We start from the raw sequence: 17,623 nt of genomic DNA, 5'->3' as shown, positions 1-17,623 counted from the left end.
ATCCGATGAACAAGAACGAGCTCGTTTCCGCTGTGGCCGAAAAGGCCGATCTGTCCAAGCAGCAGGCAACTGATGCCGTCGACGCCGTTTTCAATGTGCTGGAGACGACCATGGCCAAGGGCGACGACATCCGTCTCGTCGGCTTCGGCACCTTCTCCGTCAGTCATCGCGCGGCCTCGAAGGGACGCAACCCTTCGACGGGCGCGGAAGTCGACATTCCCGCGCGCAACGTTCCGAAGTTCGCGGCCGGCAAGGGCCTGAAGGACGCCGTCAACAAGTAAGTCGCCGATGCGGCGCGGCGGGTGGCGAAGACCGAGAGCCTCGGTCGCAGGTTCGCTTGGAACCGTCCCCCTGCTGTGCCCCGGTCGGAGCATACGGAAAAGAGGCCGCTGGACCGCAAGTCCTCGCGGCCTTTTTCTTGGGGCGAGCGTTCCGGAAGGCGGAAGGCGGAAGGCGGAAGGCGGAGGGCGCGGCGTGCGGCAGGCCGTCGCGAGCCCTTGCCTCAGTCGTCGGCGAGATCGGGAAGTCCGGCTTCGATCTCGGCCCGGCGACCATCGAGGAAGGGTGGTATCTGCAGCGTTTCACCAAGGCTGTCCGCCGCCTCGTCCACGGCAAACCCCGGCTGATCCGTAGCGATTTCGAAGAGCACGTGGCCGGGCTCCCGGACATAAACGGACTTGAAGTAGCGCCTGTCCTTCTGCTCCGTCGGCACGAGCCCGTGATGGGAAATCATGCGTTCGACCATGGACGTCTGGGCAGCCGCATTCTCGGCGCGAAAGGCAACGTGGTGGACGGAGCCACGGCCGGGACGCGGCTTCAGGAAACCTCCGACCGCTCGGATGTCGACGACGCCGCCGACGGTTGCGCCCGGCAGACGAAACCGGCGCGTGGTGCCTTCGACGGCGGTCTCGCGATAGCCGAGGACGTCGGTCAGCACTGCGCTCGTCGGTTCGGCGTCTTCCAGGAGAAGGCTGACGCCGTGAAGACCGCGGATGGCATGATCCGCCGGGACCTCGCTTCCACCCCAGGCGGGTTGCGTCTCGATGCCAGGCACTCCTGTCAAGGCGAGAGACGTGCCTTCCGGATCCTTGAAGGCGATCGTCCGCTCGCCGAAACGCCTCGTCAGGCCCTGATTCTCGACGCCTTTGGCGAGGAAGCGATGGGTCCAGTAGCCGAGCGAATGCTCCGGCACACACCAGACAGTCTCCTGCACCTCGCCGACCCCGAGGCGTCCGGCGGCCGCATCCTCGATCGGGAAGAAGGTCAGGAGCGTGCCGGGCGAGCCCGTTTCATTTCCGAAATAGAGATGACCGATCGACGGATCGTCGAAATCGACGGTTTTCTTGACGAGACGTAGACCCAAAACTCGCGTGTAGAAATCAATATTGCGCCGCGCCTCGCCCGTGATGGCGGTGACGTGATGGATGGCACCGTTCATGGCTTCTGATTCCCCGGCGTCTGTGGTCAGGCAGACTTATTTCTTGATCGAACGAAATCCCGTGGGGTTTGTCGAGGGACCGCGATCGATCCCGAAGTTCGTTTCATGGGGAAAGAGGACGCGCGTCGTGAAGACGGATGACGCCGGCGGGTCGGACCGCCTCAACCATCCCACCGAAACGACCCACCAAACTTGCGAAGGCGACCGTCCCGTCGATCGGCGCCGGCATCGTGAGAGCGGTCGCCGCCTCGGCTGATCCTCGTCGCATCCGGAAGGCGGCCCGGAGGGCCGGCCGGATGTTCCGCGATGAAAGAGCTTCCACGTCCCGGTCTCGCCGCACTCGCCGTGCCTCCTCGCCACGGCTACGAGCACATCAAGCCATCGGAAAGCGCGTCCTCGCCCGACTGATCAATCCATCAAAGCAGTAGACTTCTCAAAGGAGGTGTTGCACCCTGTCCGCATGGGATGGGAATGCGGAGGCAGGGCCTTGGTCGGATGCTCTTTCCACACAGGCCGGCATCAGCCGGCGGCGACCTCGACCGAGGACGTGAGTCCTGTGGGCGCCGACAAGGGTTGGGCGACCATCGACAGGAGCCCGGCCGCCTGTCCGACGGAGACGTCGCCGTTCCACCTCCTGCAGGATCATCCGCCGGTCGGCGGGCGAGATCGACGCTCCGAAAGCTGCCGAACGGCTCGCAGGATAAGGGCTCCGTCTCTTCCCGTTGCCCTGAAATCAGGCTACGCCGATCCATGGAGTGGACGATCCGGACGTCGCAGAGCGAGGAACGGAGCCGAGTTTGCAGGGGCGTTCGATGCTGACGATGAAGGGAAAGTATGGTCTGAAGGCCATGGTCTATCTCGCATCGGTACCAGCCGGCCGCCTGACGCAATCGGTCGAGATGGCGACGGCCGACACGATCTCGAAGAAGTTCCTCGACGCTATCCTCGGCGATCTGCGCAATGCCGGTCTCATCTATGCCCGAAAGGGACGAAACGGCGGCTACGGCCTGTCCCGACCGCCGGCCGACATCAAGGTCGGGCACATCCTGCGGGTGGTGGACGGTCCGCTCGCACCGATTTCCTGCGCGAGCCGGACGGCCTACCGCCGCTGCGACGACTGCCGCAGCGAGGACCATTGTGCGGTTCGTCTCGTGATGCTGGAGGTCCGCAACGCGATCTCCGCGGTTCTCGACGAAAAGACGCTGGCCGAACTCGCCGCGATGCCGCACCTCGTCTCGGAAGGGCTCGACGACCTCGCCATCAACGCGTGACGTCCGACCCTTCGAATTCCTCGGATCAGCGGTCTGGACTGCGCGCATGACCGCCGGACACGTCATCGTCGTCGGCGGCGGCGCCAGTGGCGTGATCCTGGCCGCCCATCTCCTTCGCGCATCGGACCGCCGGCTGCGGGTGACGCTCGTCGAACGTCGGGCGGAGATCGGCCAGGGTGTCGCCTACGCGACGACCGAGCCCGACCATATCCTGAACACGCGGGCCGGCTCGATGAGCGCCTTCGCAGACGACGGCGAACACTTCTGGCGCTGGTTGCTGCAGTCGGAAGCGGCCGACGACATTCGGTGCTCGGACCCCTTCTGCTTCGTTCCCCGCCGGCACTACGCGGCTTATCTTGCCGATCTCGTGAAGCCTTGGCGCGCGGACACCGGCGATGGAAGGCTCTCCGTCGTGCGGGGTACCTGCACCGCGATGCGGACGACGCCGACCGGTGTCGCCGTCGAGGTCGGGGGCGCGACCCATATCGGTCACTGCGCGGTTCTGGCCACGGGGCATCAGGTGCCGGAATTTGCAGCCAACAGTCCTTATGTCGACGCCTGGACGACACCGGAGGCAGCGGGGATCCGGCCGGAGGATGCGGTGCTGATCCTGGGAACAGGCCTGTCGATGGTCGACACGGTGATCCAGCTGGCCGGCCGTGGACATCGGGGGTCGATCACGGCCTTGTCGCGCAGGGGACAACTGCCCCGCGTCCACCGTCGCAATGCGCCGCTGCGGATCGATATCGCCGACATGCCGCTCGGCACCGACATCTCCTACATCCTGCGCTGGTTCCGCAGGACGGCGGCCTGGGCGACCGAGCGCGGCGGCGACTGGCGCGACGTCGTCGACGGCGTTCGCCCCCACACGGCCACGCTCTGGCGTTCGCTGACCCCCGCCGCACGCTCCCGTTTCCTGCGCCACGCCCGAACCTGGTGGGAGGTGCATCGGCACCGGCTTCCGCCGGAAAGCGAGACGCGCATCCTGGCTGCCATCGCGACCGGACGACTGGACCTCGTCGCGGGCCGCTTCGTCGACCTGGAACGGCATGGCGATGCCATTCGCGTCACGTATCGCCGCCGCGGCTCGGTCGAGGTCGCGACGATGTCCGTCGCTCGCGTGATCGACTGCACCGGCATCCTGCGGGATCCCCGGTCGAATCCAGCGGGCCTGCTGTCCCATCTCATCGCCGATGGTCTCGTCCGACCCGATCCGTTGAACATCGGAATCGAGGTCGACGACGACGGCGCCGTCGTCGGTCGCAGCGGCGCCTCTTCGAGCCGCATCTTCGCGGTCGGACCGGTGACGCGGGCGCGCGACTGGGAGATGACGGCCGTCCCCGATATCCGGGTCCAGTGCGCGGTCCTCGCCCAGCGCATCACCGCCGCCTTATCGGCGCCATCGACGTCCTGAAACCTTGGCGACACAACGGTTGGGACGTGTCCTGTCCGTTTCGCGCGACCGCCATCCGGCGGGGTCGACCATTCAGGCGCGAAGCTTCCTGCCGGCATCAGGCCATGCGCCGCCCGTCGACGATCAACGTCGTGTCTTTCGTGTTCCGTGGATTCCGGAGAGGGAGCATTCCGCCAAACGGGGCTTGCAAGGTGTTCGCGTGTTCCATCTGCGACCGATCGACCGCATTGGGTTAGCGGGTTCCTACCAGCCCGGCGGAACATAAAGGGGTGATGCCAGCGACGAACGGCGGGGATGCGAGAGGCCGGGCGGCCAGGCAAGGCCCGAATAGGGGACCGGCCCCCGATCGAGAAGCGGGCTGTAGAAGGCGTCGTCGGCAAACGCATGCGGCCAGCGGGCGAAGAGAAGGCGCTCGGCGCGTTCACGAAGGCGGATCTCCGCCGGGCTTTCGATCTCTGGATCGTCGTTCGACAGGACGAGCTGCGCATCGGGAGCGAGGATGAGCCGACGGCCGAGCGCACGGAGCTTCAGGCAGAGATCGATATGTCCGCCGAAGCGGGGAAAGAGTGCCGCATCGAAACCACCGAGGCCAAGAAAATCGGCGCGGCGCAGCAGAAGGCATTTCGGACCCAGCGCCGAGACCTGCCGTGCGATGTGAAGCGCGTCGCCCATGCCGGGATCCCCGGTCATCCGGTCGCGGAAGGCCGGCACGGCGCGCCCCGCGGGCCGCAGGACGAGGCCCGCCTCCACGATCGCCCCGAGCGGCGAGGCGATGATGGGTCCGACGGCGCCGGTTCGGGGATCGGCGAAGCGGCTTGCCATCTCGTCGAGCCAGTCCGCCCCGTCCGGCCGAAGCCCGACATCGAGGAAGCAGACGAGTTCGCTGTCCACCCTTGCGGCCGCGTGCGTCAGGCGCGCGGCCCATCCCTGTCGTGATTCCGTCTCGAACAGCGCGATCCCGTCGAGCTTCAGCCGCTCGCCGAGCACCGAGTCCGGATCCCGCGCGATCACGACGAGATCGGCCCGACCTCCGGTTCGACAGGCCTCCAGGGTTTCGAGAGCGGAGGTGATGTCGCTGTCTTGCCCGTCGGCGGCGTCGAGCAGGATCGTGATCGCCGGGCGCGCGACGGCTTTGCGGCGAACCCGGATGGCGGGGAGGCTGGCTTCCGGCCGCGTGTGCACGTCGGCGGCGATGTCGCGCGCGGCGAGATGGGCCAGCGCCGCCTCCGCGAGCGCTTCGTTGAGACCGGGCAGATCGAGGACCGGAAGGCGGCAGGCGATGCCGGGAACATGGAGATGCGCCGACAACCCGCCACCGCTCTCGAGCGGCGACAGGAACAGGCGGAAGAGTTCGGCGATCCCTCGACGCGCCGCCTTGATCGCGGTTCCCCGCTTCAGGGCGAAGGCGAGCCCGGCCGAGCCCTGCTCGCGAAAGCGCTCCTCGTCGAACGCCGGCAGGAGAAGCGGCGACACCGACCCGTCGGGGCCTTCGAGGAGAAGGTCGCCATAGGCGATCTCCGCGGCGGGATCGGCTTCGAGGGCTGCCGCGAGGCGCGCGGCGGCGCCCGGCCGGAACGTGGTGCCCGCTGCAGCGAGCACGAGAATGGGGCACGACAGGCCGGGGCCTTCGAGGAAACGGACGAGATCGCCGGCATCGAACCTCGTCGGGCCGCCATCGGGCGCGAGGACAAGGCCGACATGGCCGGTCAGGCCGGGACTTGCCAGCGTCTGGCGTCCCGCCGCGTCCGGTCCGACCGCGGCGACGGCGAGCGGCCTGGCGAGGCGCGGACCGGCGGGCGCTGGAAAGAACCGCACATCCCATGTCTCGAACGCCGAGAACGGCACGGCATCCGGACAGGCGAGATCGAAGAGCTGGCCCCGCGCGGTCTCGTCGCGAAGCTGCGACCGGCTCGCAAGCTCGGCTTCGAGCCCATCGGCGAACGCGAGAAAGGCGACGGGGCTGCCGGACAGAGCCCGCTCGCCGTGACGCACCTCGATCCGCCGGGCGGCACCGTCGGCGAGAAAGCGCGGCAGCGTCAGCGTGAAGGCGGCTTCGATCGAGCGCGCGCCGCCCTCCGAGACGTCCCGCCAGGCATCGGCTTTGGCATGCGCGATGCGCTCGCCGTCGAGATAGGCTTCCACGAGCGGTGGCCGGCCGGTCGGATCTCGGCGAACCCAACCGCCGAGGCGAAGCCCGCCCTGCCATTCGACGCAGCCCGGTCGCTGCCGCGCGATGTCCGGCGCGTCCGAGGCAAGCTCTAGCTCCCGGACCGGGCTTTCCGGGCGGTTGGCGATCCGCACGCCGAGGTGCCGGATGTGGATCAGGACCTCCGGATCGACCGTGAAACGGAAGCCATTGCATCCGTCACCCTCTCCGGAAGGGACCGCGTCGAAGAGCTCGGCGCGTTGCAGCCCGGCAGGTTCGCCGTCGAGGAGAAGTTCGACGATCAGCCGACGATCCGGCGCCTCGGGATCGAACGCCCGACCCGCGAACTCGCGGTCGCCGACGCGTCCGATCGTCAGTTGAAGCCCTTCGACCGGAACGGGACGGCGAAGGCGAGGGGTTTGCGACGCAGCGTCGTCACGCCGCCGCCGCTTCGAGGCGATGAGCGAACCAATCGGCGGTCGCGAGGGCGTTTGCTGCGTCACGAGCGTGTGGATCCAGAAAGAGGGATGAGGAGGCGGGCGACAGCTGACCGAAGGTCCAGTCCGCGACGGCCAGCGGCAGCGCGTGCGAGACGGCGACGCGCTCGGCTTCCGCAAGACAGGACGAGGCCGGGGCGAGGACGATGGCTTCGATTCCCAGGAGGCGCAGGATTTCCGCTTCCTCTTCCACGGGCAGCGGACCGGTGACGAAGACGTTGCCCCGTCCCATCAGCCCGAGCGCATCCAGCGCTTGCCCGAGAACGACGACGCGAGCCGGGGAGGCTCTGGCATGGAGCACGGCCGAAAGCGCGCGCGCGAAGGCATCGGAGCCGGACGACGGATGCGGGCACAAAAGCCCGATCGACGGCGGCGCATGGGACGGACGGGACGGGAGGCTCCCGGTCGATCGTGCGGGTCTCGCGTCGACGAGCACCATCCCGGCCGGCAGGCTCGGTTCGGCTTCGAGCACGGAAAGGCTCTGCGTTTCCAGCGCCACGGCCTGACGCAGCCGATCCGCGAGAGGGGTCGAAGCCAGGGCGATGCTACCGAGAAGGGAGCTCCGGCCCGGCGCGGCCGAGGGTCGGACATCGCCGAAGATCAGGTCGATCGGACCGCGCGTCGAGCCGAGGGCCGCGACGAGGCCGTCCGGCGGAGCCTGCGAGCCGAGCCATTCCATCGGAGCGGCCGGCAAGCCCGCGAGATAGGCGGCGAGGCTCGGCTCCGCGTCGCGAAGCGCAAAGCGCAGGGATTGCGGCGCGGCGCCGTTCGGTCCGAGGATGCGAAGGATCGGCTCGCCCTCCCAGTCGGACCAGAGAAGCTGTCGCGCCATCCCGCCGTGATGGGCCAGTCGCGTTCTGAGGAGCGGGCAGGTCGCCCGAGCGACGAGAAGCGGCAAGGCCTCGTCGCTGGCCAAGTTCGCCTCGATGGCCATCCGGGCAGGCCTCAAGGCGTCGGCGGCTGAAAAAGCCGCGCAGTCCTTGCGAGTTGCGGGAAAGCGTTCGCGCAAGATGCGAAGATTTCTGGAGACGAGCGAGGCCTTCTGTTCTCCGAAGGAGCGGGAGCCCTGATGGCCGACGAAGACCGAAACCGCGGCCACGCTGCGAAAGCCGGCCGCGCGCGCGCGCAGGCAGAATTCCATGTCCTCGAAGTAGCCCCGCCCGTAGATCCCGGGAAGGTCGCCGACGGCAGCCCTCGCGTCATGGCGAAGGTAGAGGCAAAAGCCGGTGCCGGTCGGCAGGTCCACCGGTGGCAGGGCGAGCCGTGCCGCGATGGCGTCGATCTCCGCCGCGGCTTCCGGCGCCGGCATGGGGTTTGCGATGCCGGGAAGGGGGAAGCTCGTATATTCGCCATTGTTCGACAGCGGCGTCACGGTTCCGATGTCGGGAGCCGAATAGGCGGCGTCGGCGAGGCGGTCGAGCGCTCCGGTGGGCAGGACGGCATCGGCGTTGAGGAGGAGGACGTCGGCGGGACCCGCCTCCAAGAGTCCGCGTCGGACGGCTCCGGCGAAACCGAGATTGAGGTCGTTTCGCTTCCATTCGATCGCGCCCGCGTCGACGAGCGAGCGCAGGTGCCGGGTCAGCAGGGAATCGGGCGAAGCGTCGTCGATGACGATGAGCCGTGTGCCCGGCCGGCGCTCCACCTCGGCGACGGCCGCGGCAAGGCAGGCGGCCGTGGCGTCGCGGTCGCCGTAGACCGGAACGACGATCGCCAGCGGAGCGCGGACCGGCACGGCGGCGGGCGCCGTCGATGTCGCCGGCCGATCGCTCCGACGGCTGCGGCCCGACGGCGGTGGCGCGGCGGCGAGGACTGTTCCGTCGATCTGAAGCACGACACGGCGTGCGACGTCGAACGGAAGACGCGCCTCGACGAGCGCCGCCTTCGCACCCGGCGGCAGGAACGGCAGGTCCTCGACGCGCCCGGCGAGGTCGAGGGTATAGAGGCCCGTCATCCCCTCCACATCGAGGCGAGCCGGGCCGTCCGCTCTCCAGGCGACCCAGCCGGACAGACGATCGTCGACGAGATCGAGCCGAAAGATGGCGGGGACGCCGGACTCGAAGAGAAGCGAGATCGCATCCTCCAGCGCGTGCGGCGGAGCATCCGGCGTGTCCACGAGGCGGACGGCGGCGGCGCGTCGCTCTTCCGGCGTTCCGAGGCGCAGGAGCGTGGCATTCACCACGGGGTCCAGCGGATCGGCGCGAAGCGCGGTTTCGAGATCCCTCTGCCAGAAGGACCAACCGCAGAGCCGACCGGCGAGCGCCCGGATCGTGCGGTCGGCCGGGCTGGGGGGCAGGTCGAGCCGGCACCGGCGGTCCGCGAGTTCGAACGCGCTTCGTGCCTGTCCCGACCGCATGAGCCGGGTCGCAGCCAGCGTCAGGCTCGCCGCATGGGCGTCGCGCTCGTCCAGCCTGAGGCTCGGTCCTACCGTCTTGGCGTCCATGGTCTCAAAGGCTCTGAAGCGATCGGGCCGACCATCGCCGATCGGCCTTTCCCCGGACTGGACATCGCCGCGACGGGAAATGCGACGCGTCCGCTTAACGCTTCCCTTGCGTCTGCCTGCCAAGATCGGCGGTGAGGACATCCCCGCCGTCAGAGAGGACCGTTGCGATGAACGAGGACGAGGACCTATCCGGCGACGAGGAGTCCGGCGGTTCCGATTCCAAGGATCGCGGCGGAAGCGGTGGCGGCGGCGGCGGCGGTGCCGCCAACGCGATGATGGCGGGCGGCATGACCTCCGCCACGACGATGAGCTCGGCGGCGACGCCGGCCAGCGCACAGTCCGCCGGTGGTCCGGCGACCCGGTCGAGCGCGTCCGAAGCGGACGGTGGGGCCGACGCCGCCGCGGCCGAGGACGCCGCATCGAGCCCCTCGTCCGAGGGCGGTGCGAACGCAAGCGGTCCGTCCGGCAGCACGACGAACGGGTCGGGAGCCGGCGGATCGACGCAGCAGGGCTCCGGCGCCGGGCTTGGCGCCGGCTCGGCCGGTTCCGGCGGCGGCATCGGATCGGCCGGCGGCGCGGCAACGGCGCGGGACGGCGGTGCGGGCGGTGCCGGCGGCGGCTCGCGCGATGGTGGCGATGGCGGATCCGCGTCGCCCGAAGGCGGCGGCGGTACGGCGGCGACCTCGTCCGGTGACGCTTCGTCGGGAAGCGCGAGCGCAACGGCCGAGGGCGGCACGAGCGCGGCCGCGGACGGCAGTTCGAACGGCGGCGACGCTTCAGGCGGCGAAGCGGCCTCCGGCGCGAGCTCGGTCGCCAGCACCGGTGGCGGCGGCGGCGGCTCCAGGGAGGGCAGCAGTGCGGCGGATGCCGCGAACGCATCCTCGTCCGGTGCGGCCGCGAGCGGTTCCGCGGCGTCGGGTTCGGATACCGGACCCGGCAGCGCCGGGGGCGCGTCCGGACTCGGTTCGACATCGGGATCGACGTCCGGTTCCCCCTCCGGCTCGACGTCCGGCTCCCCGGGTGCCTTCGCGTCCGGCGCTTCCACGGGTTCCCCCAACGCCGGCACGGGCGCGGCGGGCGCGGCCGGCGGCCGGTCGGCGATGTCGGGCACCGGCACGGGGACCGACGGCCTTGCGCCGAAGATGTCCGCGATCTCGCCCGTCTGCTTCTGGCCGGGCACGTCGATCTCGACGCCATTGGGTGCGACCGCGGTGGAGCAACTCCGCGCTGGCGATCTCGTGATCGTGTCCGACGGTCGAAGCCTGCCCGTGCGATGGCTCGGCCGGCAGACGCTGGTGACGGCCGAGGTCGACCCGCTGCGGGCTTTTCCCATCCGCATCCGAACGGGAGCCCTGGGCCGGGGACTTCCGCAGCGCGATCTCCTCGTCTCGCCCGATCACGCCATCTTCGTCGGCGGCATCCTGGCCCATGCCAGCGCTCTCGTGAACGGTTGCGGCATCACGCGCGAGACCGACGTTCCGGACCTCCTGGTCTACCATCATGTGGAATTGTGCGAGCACGCGCTTCTGCTGGCCGAGGGAGCGCCTGCCGAAAGCTTCGTCGACAATCCCGAGTGCCTCGGCTTCGACAATCTCGAGGAGCGGGAGACCCTTCTCAGCGGCGCACCGGCAGGACCCGAACTGCCCTGGCCTCGCGCGAAATCAGCGCGTCAGGTTCCGCGCCACATCCGGGAAGGGCTTTTGACGCAGAGCCTTGCGGAGGATATCTCGACCGATATCGCAGCCTGAACGCGGGATTCCTCAAGCCTTGGAGGCCCTCGATCTCCCGCGTCCGAACGCGGTTCGGCTCCAGTGACGCTCGGTCGTCTTGTACGCGGCGAGACAATGGATGGCGACCATGTCGAGGAGGGCCGGCCGATCGAGGATGAGCATGTCGTCGAGAAGCGATGGCGCTTCCGCAAGGCAGGTCGCGGCGGCCCGCGTGAGCAGGCCGGGACCGGTCGATAGCCACAGGATGTCGCTGTCGCCGCGCAGCACCGCTTCGACGGCAAGATCGCGAGCGCGTTCGATGACGGGATGGCGAGGGCGCGCGGCGATCAGATTGTTGCCGAGCGAGCCGAGATCCTCCTGGTAGAGAAGAAGGCCGCAACCCGAGGACATCGCGGGCGAAAGGCTCTTCAGGCAGCGATCGTCGGCATCGACGTAGAGTCCGCCCCGCTCCGCCAGCAGCGCGAGACGGAAGAGATCGGCCTTCATCGCCGGTTCCTGCGCCCGCTCATAGGCGGCAAGACCCCTCGGATCGCTGGAGGACCCGAGAAACGCACGGGCGGCCGCGTCGTCGTAGAGCCGATGCGAGAAGTTCGGATGCGCCGCGCGCCAGGACTCGATCAGCGGTTCGAGATCGCCGGGCGGCTGTGGATCGTCCCAGTACTGGTGGATCGAGGGCGGGATCGACGACTGGGCCGTCGGGCCGACGTCGAGCTTTCCCGTCCGGCGTTGCAGGATAAAGAACCGGATGGCGGCGGCCGTGTTGTCCGGATGCGCGCGGACGATGTCGGCGACGGCGTCGAGAGCGTCCTCGTCCCCAAGCGCCTGCGTATGTTGCAAGCGGGACAGAACGAGGTCGTCCATTCGGAACTCGTCGTAGAGCTGACCATAGTGGCTCTGCGAGGGATGCGTGGACTTTCCCCGAAGCCGGTTGGCCGATGCCTCGAGTTTCGAAAGATCGGCGAGACGGCGACCCGCACGGTCGAGATCGAGATCGAGCAGGGCGGCATGGATGAGCCGGTTCAGCACCCAGCCGTCGCCCGGCATCCGCTCCGCCGCCCGCTCCCCCTCCCGTACCGCGGCGGTGAAATCGAACTGCGCGGCATGCCAGAGGCAGCGCGCCAGAGCGAGGCGGCCGTCTTCGGCTGGCGTCGAAGCCGTGAGGTCGTCCAGCGAACGGCACGCCGCCTCGTAAGCGCCGGCATCGGTGAGCGCTTGGATCTCCGCGAGGGCGAGTCCGAAATGATGGGGGAAGCGTCGCCGAGCTTCGGCGAGGAGGGCATCGGCCGCATCGCGGCAGCCGCGCTGGCGCTGCATCTCGATCGTCGCGAGGGCAATCTCCGGCCGTTCCCCGAACCGCTCGATCGCACGTTGGAAGGCCGCCAAGCCGCTTTCAGTTCGTCCGAGCGTCATCTCGATCCGCGCGGCGGCCAGGGCCGGGAAGAGCCGGCCGGGCTCCTGTGCCTCGATGCGCCGATAGAGCGACAGTGCGTGTTCCGGATCGTCGCGGATCAGCGCTCGTCGCGCCTCGGCTTCGAGCCGCGACGAGCGATCGGGGTCGAGACGCGCCGCGCGGGTCAGGAGGTCGTCGGCATGGACCTCGGCTCCACCGCGAAAGGCGTCCTCGGCCGCTTCCACCAGCGGATCGACGTCGCCCGGCCATCTCAGCGCGACCGCCTCGAAGAGGCGGGAGGCCTCCAGCCAATCGCCGCGAGCCCTGGCGATCTGGGCGAGGGCCGTCGCCGCCTGCTTCTGCCGCGCCGATCCGGCGGGGAGCCCCGCCAGGACCTCCGCCGCTTCCTCGATCCGACCCGCATTGCGAAGATCCGCCGCCCGTTCGAGGCGCGCGAAACCCTCCACGGGGTCGATCGCCTCGGCGGAGTCGAGATGGCGAGCGGCATCCTCGCATCGGCCGAGCCCGCGCGCGACGGCAGCCTTGCCGATGAAGGCCCAGTAGAGATCCGGCTTGGCGTCGAGCGCCCGGTCGTAGAGCGCATCGGCTTCGGCGAGAAGCCCCCGGTCTCGGGCATCGTCCGCGAGGAGGATCAACGCTCGGGGATGAGCGGGGTTGTTCCGCACGAGGCGTTCGGCGATGCGCCGTGCCGCGGCCGGTCCGTCCAGGCGTCGCACGAGAGACGCCAGATCGACCAGCGCGGCCTCGCTCGTCGCGGGATCGCCGCCGATCTCCGACACGGCGCGTCGCGCGCGTCCGGCCTCGCCGATCGCGAGCCATTCCCCGGCGATCGCCATGCGTTCGAAAGCGTCCGGCGACGCGGCTGCCTCCAGCGCCTTCAGATGCGCCGCAGCAATGTCGGAGCGCCCGTTGAGGCGCGCGGTGCGCGCGAGACCGATCAGCGCGCCGCTGTTTCCCGGCAAGAGCATCAGGGCCTCGAGATAGCGCGTCTCCGCCTCGTCCCGCCGATCGAGCCGCAGGAGCATGTCGGCGAGCGCGTTCCGCAGGGTCGCGTCACGCGGCGCGTGCCGGATCGCGGCCTCCCAAAGGACGCAGGCACCTTGCCCGTCCCCGCGCCGGGCGGCGCTGTCGGCGGCGCGCCTGTAGGCGGGAAGAAACGTCGGCTGCCGCTCGCAAAGCTCGGCAAGGATCGCCTCGGCCTCGCCCAACCGGCCGACTCGTTCGAGGGCGGTGGCGAGGTCGAGCTGGAACCAGGCGTCGCCGGGCAGAAGGCGCGTCGATATCTGGAAATAGGCCAGCGCCTCGGCATGACGGCCCACGTCGCGCTCGAGTTCACCGAGCGCGCGAAGGCTGTGCGCCAGCGGCGTGTCGGCCGCGACCGCGACGAACGCCTCGGCCGCCGCATCCCGTTTCCCGAGCGAACGGAGGCACGCGGCGGCATCGTGCCGGTTCCAGAGGTCGCGCGGATCGAGGTTCGCCGCATCCTGAAAGTGAAGAAGCGCGGCGTCGATGTCGCCTGTCTTGCGCGCGGCGAGCCCGAGCGTCCGGCGAGCCGGCGCGAAATCGGGAGCGCTCGCAGCCAGCGCTTCGGCCTCGGCGAAGGCTTCCGCGGCGCGGCCGAGCGCGAGCAGTTCCAGCGCGATGTCGTTCCGGTTCCAGGGATCGTGCGGCCGGGCCATGGACGCTGCGCGGAAATGCTCCAGCGCTTCCGTTCGGCGCCCGAGGCGACGCGCGTCGTGGCCGGCCTTGCGATCGGCGTCGAAGCGGGATGGCGCTGCGGGGAAGGGTGTCGTGGAGGCGGGTGGCATGGAGGCCAGGACTTCGTTCGCGATGGGATCGGCAGACAGGGTCGATCATCGCGCGAAGAGGTTAACTGCTGAACACCGTGTCCTTGAACCGCAAATCCTCGAAGCCGCTGTAATTCGCGGTATAGCCGTCGTCGAACGATACGAGGGTCGACGTGCCGGACGTCGCGATATGGGCGTCCGAGAAGCTGTGGTCCTGGAAGAACAGGCTGTCGTCGCCCGCCTCGCCGGACAACGTATCGTAACCCGTGCCGAAGCCCGCCATAGCGAAGGGATCGGAGCCGTCGCCGCCGGAGACGCTGTCCGTGAGGCCGTAGGACAGAAAATGGTCGTCGCCCGCTCCGCCGGACACCGACGCGAAGGCGGACGTGTCGTGCAACTGGATCGTGTCGTCGCCCGCTCCGCCGAAGATGGTCGACGGTGCGCCGAAGATGTCGGTCTGATAGTCGCTGCCGGAGGAGGAATGGTCGACAAGCGCATGGTCGCCATGAGCGGCGATCGTGTCGCCCGCGGCGTAGAGGGTCGCGTGGTCTCCCGAGGATTCGATGCTGGCGCCGCCGCCGAGAAGCGTGTCGTTGCCGAAAGCGGACGGGATCGTATCGCCGCCGACGCCGCCGGCGTCGATCTCCGTCTGTCCCTGCGTTCCGCCGATCAGAAGGCTCTGCCCGCCGCTGCTGCCCCAGAGCGTATCCATGCCCATGCTGGCGATCAGCGTATCGCTTCCGCCGCCGGCGAAGAGAGCGGGATCGCCGCCGCCGGAGCCGGCGAAGATGCTGTCGTCGCCGAGCCCGCCATAGGCGAGCGAATGGCCGATGGTCCCGGTGATCGCATGGCCGCCGTCGGTGGCGAAGACCGTGTCGTCGCCAAGCCCCGTCAGCACGACCGGACCCGTCTCGCCGACGATCACCGCCGATTCGTCGACGCTGCCGTCCGCAAAGAGCGGGTCGTCGAGGTTTCCCGGCATCGCAGTTGGCATCGTCTCGCCTTGCAGCGAGGAGACGTCGGCGGTCCCGGTCGGCGAAACCGCGAGATCGCCGATGCCGGACAGCCCGAGATCGGAGAGGATCGCATTGATGTGGTCGTGCGCCTCGGGAGACAGGACGGACAGATTGGCGCTTTCGGCGCTCGTGTAGATCTCAGCCATCGGTCGCCCTCACCATGGCAGGCCGTCCGCAAAACGCATCGAGCCGGCGCAGGTGCGCCGGCAGGATCCGCTTCGAAGAGGCTGCGAGCCGAAGGCTCGTGAGGGACCGCATGAACGTCACGCCGCTTGCGCATCCGCGGTGGCGCGGCGGAAGACGCGCAGGCGGCTCGGCTGCATCGGCGCGATGGGCGCGATGGGCGCGGGCAGCGGCGTGGTTTGGACCTCGACGCTGTCGGCGCTCTGGGTCGTGATGTCGAGGCGAAAGCCGACGAGCGGATCGAGCAGCGAGGACCCGGTCAGTTCGATGTCGCGGCCGATGCGCGTCACGACCGGGGCTCCGAGGAAATTCGCCTCCGCTCTCAGCGCGAGATCGGGTGCGGCCTGCGGCGTCAGGCGAAGGCGAACGCCGACCAGCGGTGAGGACTTCCCACGCGACCCGGCATAGGTTCCCGCGGGGAGCCAGGGCGACCAGCCGCTGAGGCGACCGCCCGATGCCACTTGGATTTCCAGCGGGAGATCGCCGCCCAAGGCCTGGATGTCCAGTCCTTCGATGCGGCCGGGCGTGCCGGGGCCGCAGATCCAGTCTCCGCGGGCGGCGGTGAGATCGCCGCGCAGGGAGACGTGAGCGGTGACGGTGAAGTCGCAAACGCCGGCTGGCGGAGCCCGGTGATGCGATGCGGTTTCCACGACGCGCGGCGTTCCGACCGTCTTCAGCTCGAAGTCGGCAGCCAGGCTGCCGCCCGGAACCGCCGCGCGAAGCGTGACTTCGATCGTGCCGGCCGTCTCCGCGCGCAGAACGAGAGCCGAGCCGGGGGATGGAAGGGCGCCGTCGCTCGAACCCGGCGCCGCGATCATGACGATGGTCCCGGTGGTTGCCACGACCTCCGCGACGGGCGGGGGCCCGAGACGCGTCGAGCCTTCGGGGCGCGGACGATAGGTCAACATGTGCAGCCCGCGTTCCACGGACAGGACAGCCTTGCGTTCGCTTTCGCTCATGATGGGACTCCGACCTTCTTCTTGTTCCGATCTTCCTCCGAACTGCAGGGAAAGCAAGTTTACGATAAGTAAATCCATCTAATTGCATGAAACATCGGACTGCAGGATGAATGGTCGTTTAAATGGTAAAATAGTTGCTTCGCAATTCCTTAGCGCGTTGTTTACCGCGTTGGCGGGGTCCCGCGCCGCCTGCTGCGGTTTCGGACGGAAGGACGAACTCGTTTCGACCGACGGCGACGCTTGAAGCATCATGTCCGCCCCCGGACCGGACGTTTTCCTCGGAACGAAGATTGTGAGGATGGCGGCATCGATTTGATCCTTCCTTGGGGTAATCTTTGGTCAAACGTAAACAGATACGTAAGGATCGCGGCGTAATTTTATGCAATTGTCGCGAGTAAGGAAGTTCAGCCATGATAAGGGGAAGCATCGAGAACGTCACGAACGACGTGATCCAGGGCTGGATCTACTCGGAGGACGGCAACATCCGTGAACGGACGCTCCTGGCGTTTCGGGGAGAGGCCTGCGTCGGAGCGGGGCGGGTCAACATGTTCCGTGCCGATCTGGCGGATGCCGGCATGGGCGACGGCCACCTCGGTTTCACCTTCCCCATCTCGGTGTCCCCGCAGGATCTCGGATCCGTTGTCGTGAAGCTCGAAGGTTCGGACGCGGTGCTTCTCCAGAAGAGTGCCGTGGTGACGGGCATGGCCGCCTCGGCGCGCGAACTGGGCCGCAGCGAAGTGCGCGAGCGTCTTGCCTCTCTGAAATGGGCGCTGAAGCACGGCCGCACCTCGCAAGGCGATTTCGATTTCCTGCGCATTCTCTGGTCGACCGGGGTCTACGAGCGGGGTCTCGTGCGCCGCAATGCCGCCGACGACGCCGCCGTCATGGAGAAGCCGCTCGGCGTCGCCACGCAGCTGTTCGAAGCCTATCTCCAGACGGACGTGCAGACGAGCGTCGAGCGCGTGCGCAGCAGCGCCGAATTCGCGGCCGAGGCGTTGCGCCTCGCCAAGGGCCTGGGAACCGCTCCGGTCTTCGCCGTGTACACCCAGGAACGCGCCATCCTCCGGATCGTCGAGGGTTCGCATATCGGCGATCCGTCCGCGGATGCGGATCAACGGGCCGCGAACTTCGTCGACTATGCCTTGTCGCCCGAGAACGTCGTCGTCGTCGACGCGCGCGCCATGGCCGACATCCTGCTGCCGGAGGGCGGTGTCCTCTACATGATCTCCGCCGTCCCGAGCCTCAGCTGATCTCACCGATCCGCTGGCCTGACCGACGTCTCGGGCGACGGCCACGCGAGACCGGTTCCGTCCCTCCGTCCTGCATTGGCC

The 17,623-nt window shown here is 68.7% G+C and carries 11 protein-coding genes; 5 read left to right on the top strand and 6 right to left on the bottom strand.

The window, feature by feature from the left end; all coding sequences use genetic code 11:
• Positions 1–5: 5 nt before the first annotated feature.
• Positions 6–281, top strand: a complete 276-nt coding sequence (locus ASG43_RS12955) for an HU family DNA-binding protein (protein ID WP_056505498.1) — start codon at positions 6–8, stop codon at positions 279–281.
• A 221-nt stretch (positions 282–502) separates the two neighbouring features.
• Here ASG43_RS12955 and ASG43_RS12950 read toward each other — a convergent pair whose 3' ends face one another.
• Positions 503–1,438 (bottom strand): ring-cleaving dioxygenase, encoded by a 936-nt coding sequence (locus tag ASG43_RS12950; protein WP_056505495.1) that lies wholly within the window; start codon positions 1,436–1,438, stop codon positions 503–505.
• An 812-nt stretch (positions 1,439–2,250) separates the two neighbouring features.
• On the opposite strand from ASG43_RS12950, the gene ASG43_RS12940 reads away from it, so the two are divergent.
• Both ASG43_RS12940 and ASG43_RS12935 read left to right on the top strand, forming a co-directional pair.
• Entirely contained in the window at positions 2,251–2,709 is a 459-nt protein-coding gene (locus tag ASG43_RS12940; protein ID WP_056505490.1) for an Rrf2 family transcriptional regulator, read from the top strand.
• A 46-nt stretch (positions 2,710–2,755) separates the two neighbouring features.
• Positions 2,756–4,123, top strand: a complete 1,368-nt coding sequence (locus ASG43_RS12935; RefSeq protein ID WP_056505488.1) for an FAD/NAD(P)-binding protein — start codon at positions 2,756–2,758, stop codon at positions 4,121–4,123.
• Positions 4,124–4,366: 243 nt separating this feature from the next.
• On the opposite strand, the gene ASG43_RS12930 is transcribed toward ASG43_RS12935, so the two are convergent.
• Entirely contained in the window at positions 4,367–6,772 is a 2,406-nt protein-coding gene (locus ASG43_RS12930) for a hypothetical protein (RefSeq protein WP_056505487.1), read from the bottom strand.
• Entirely contained in the window at positions 6,705–9,206 is a 2,502-nt protein-coding gene (locus ASG43_RS12925) for a glycosyltransferase (RefSeq protein ID WP_056505484.1), read from the bottom strand. Before ASG43_RS12925 ends, ASG43_RS12930 begins: the two co-directional genes overlap by 68 nt.
• Positions 9,207–9,373: 167 nt before the next feature.
• Between ASG43_RS12925 and ASG43_RS23745 the strand changes: the two genes are divergently transcribed.
• Entirely contained in the window at positions 9,374–10,954 is a 1,581-nt protein-coding gene (locus tag ASG43_RS23745) for a Hint domain-containing protein (RefSeq protein WP_056505481.1), read from the top strand.
• Positions 10,955–10,966: 12 nt separating this feature from the next.
• On the opposite strand, the gene ASG43_RS12915 is transcribed toward ASG43_RS23745, so the two are convergent.
• The 3 genes from ASG43_RS12915 to ASG43_RS12905 all read right to left on the bottom strand — a co-directional run bounded on the left by ASG43_RS12915 (position 10,967) and on the right by ASG43_RS12905 (position 16,292).
• The gene (locus ASG43_RS12915) at positions 10,967–14,155 is read right to left on the bottom strand and encodes a tetratricopeptide repeat protein (RefSeq protein ID WP_056505478.1); all 3,189 of its coding nucleotides are present in this window, start codon (positions 14,153–14,155) and stop codon (positions 10,967–10,969) included.
• A 61-nt stretch (positions 14,156–14,216) separates the two neighbouring features.
• Positions 14,217–15,296, bottom strand: coding sequence for a hypothetical protein (locus ASG43_RS12910; RefSeq protein ID WP_056505475.1), 1,080 nt, complete (start codon positions 15,294–15,296; stop codon positions 14,217–14,219).
• Positions 15,297–15,413: 117 nt separating this feature from the next.
• Positions 15,414–16,292: a hypothetical protein gene (locus tag ASG43_RS12905; RefSeq protein WP_056505474.1), complete on the bottom strand. Its 879-nt coding sequence runs from the start codon at positions 16,290–16,292 to the stop codon at positions 15,414–15,416.
• Between the two features lie 410 nt (positions 16,293–16,702).
• Here ASG43_RS12905 and ASG43_RS12900 point away from each other — a divergent pair, with 410 nt between their 5' ends.
• Positions 16,703–17,542: a hypothetical protein gene (locus tag ASG43_RS12900; RefSeq protein WP_056505471.1), complete on the top strand. Its 840-nt coding sequence runs from the start codon at positions 16,703–16,705 to the stop codon at positions 17,540–17,542.
• Positions 17,543–17,623 lie beyond the last annotated feature (81 nt).

The organism is Aureimonas sp. Leaf454, assembly GCF_001424685.1.
Classification (GTDB): domain Bacteria; phylum Pseudomonadota; class Alphaproteobacteria; order Rhizobiales; family Rhizobiaceae; genus Plantimonas.
This window is presented reverse-complemented; position numbering and strand designations above follow the sequence as displayed.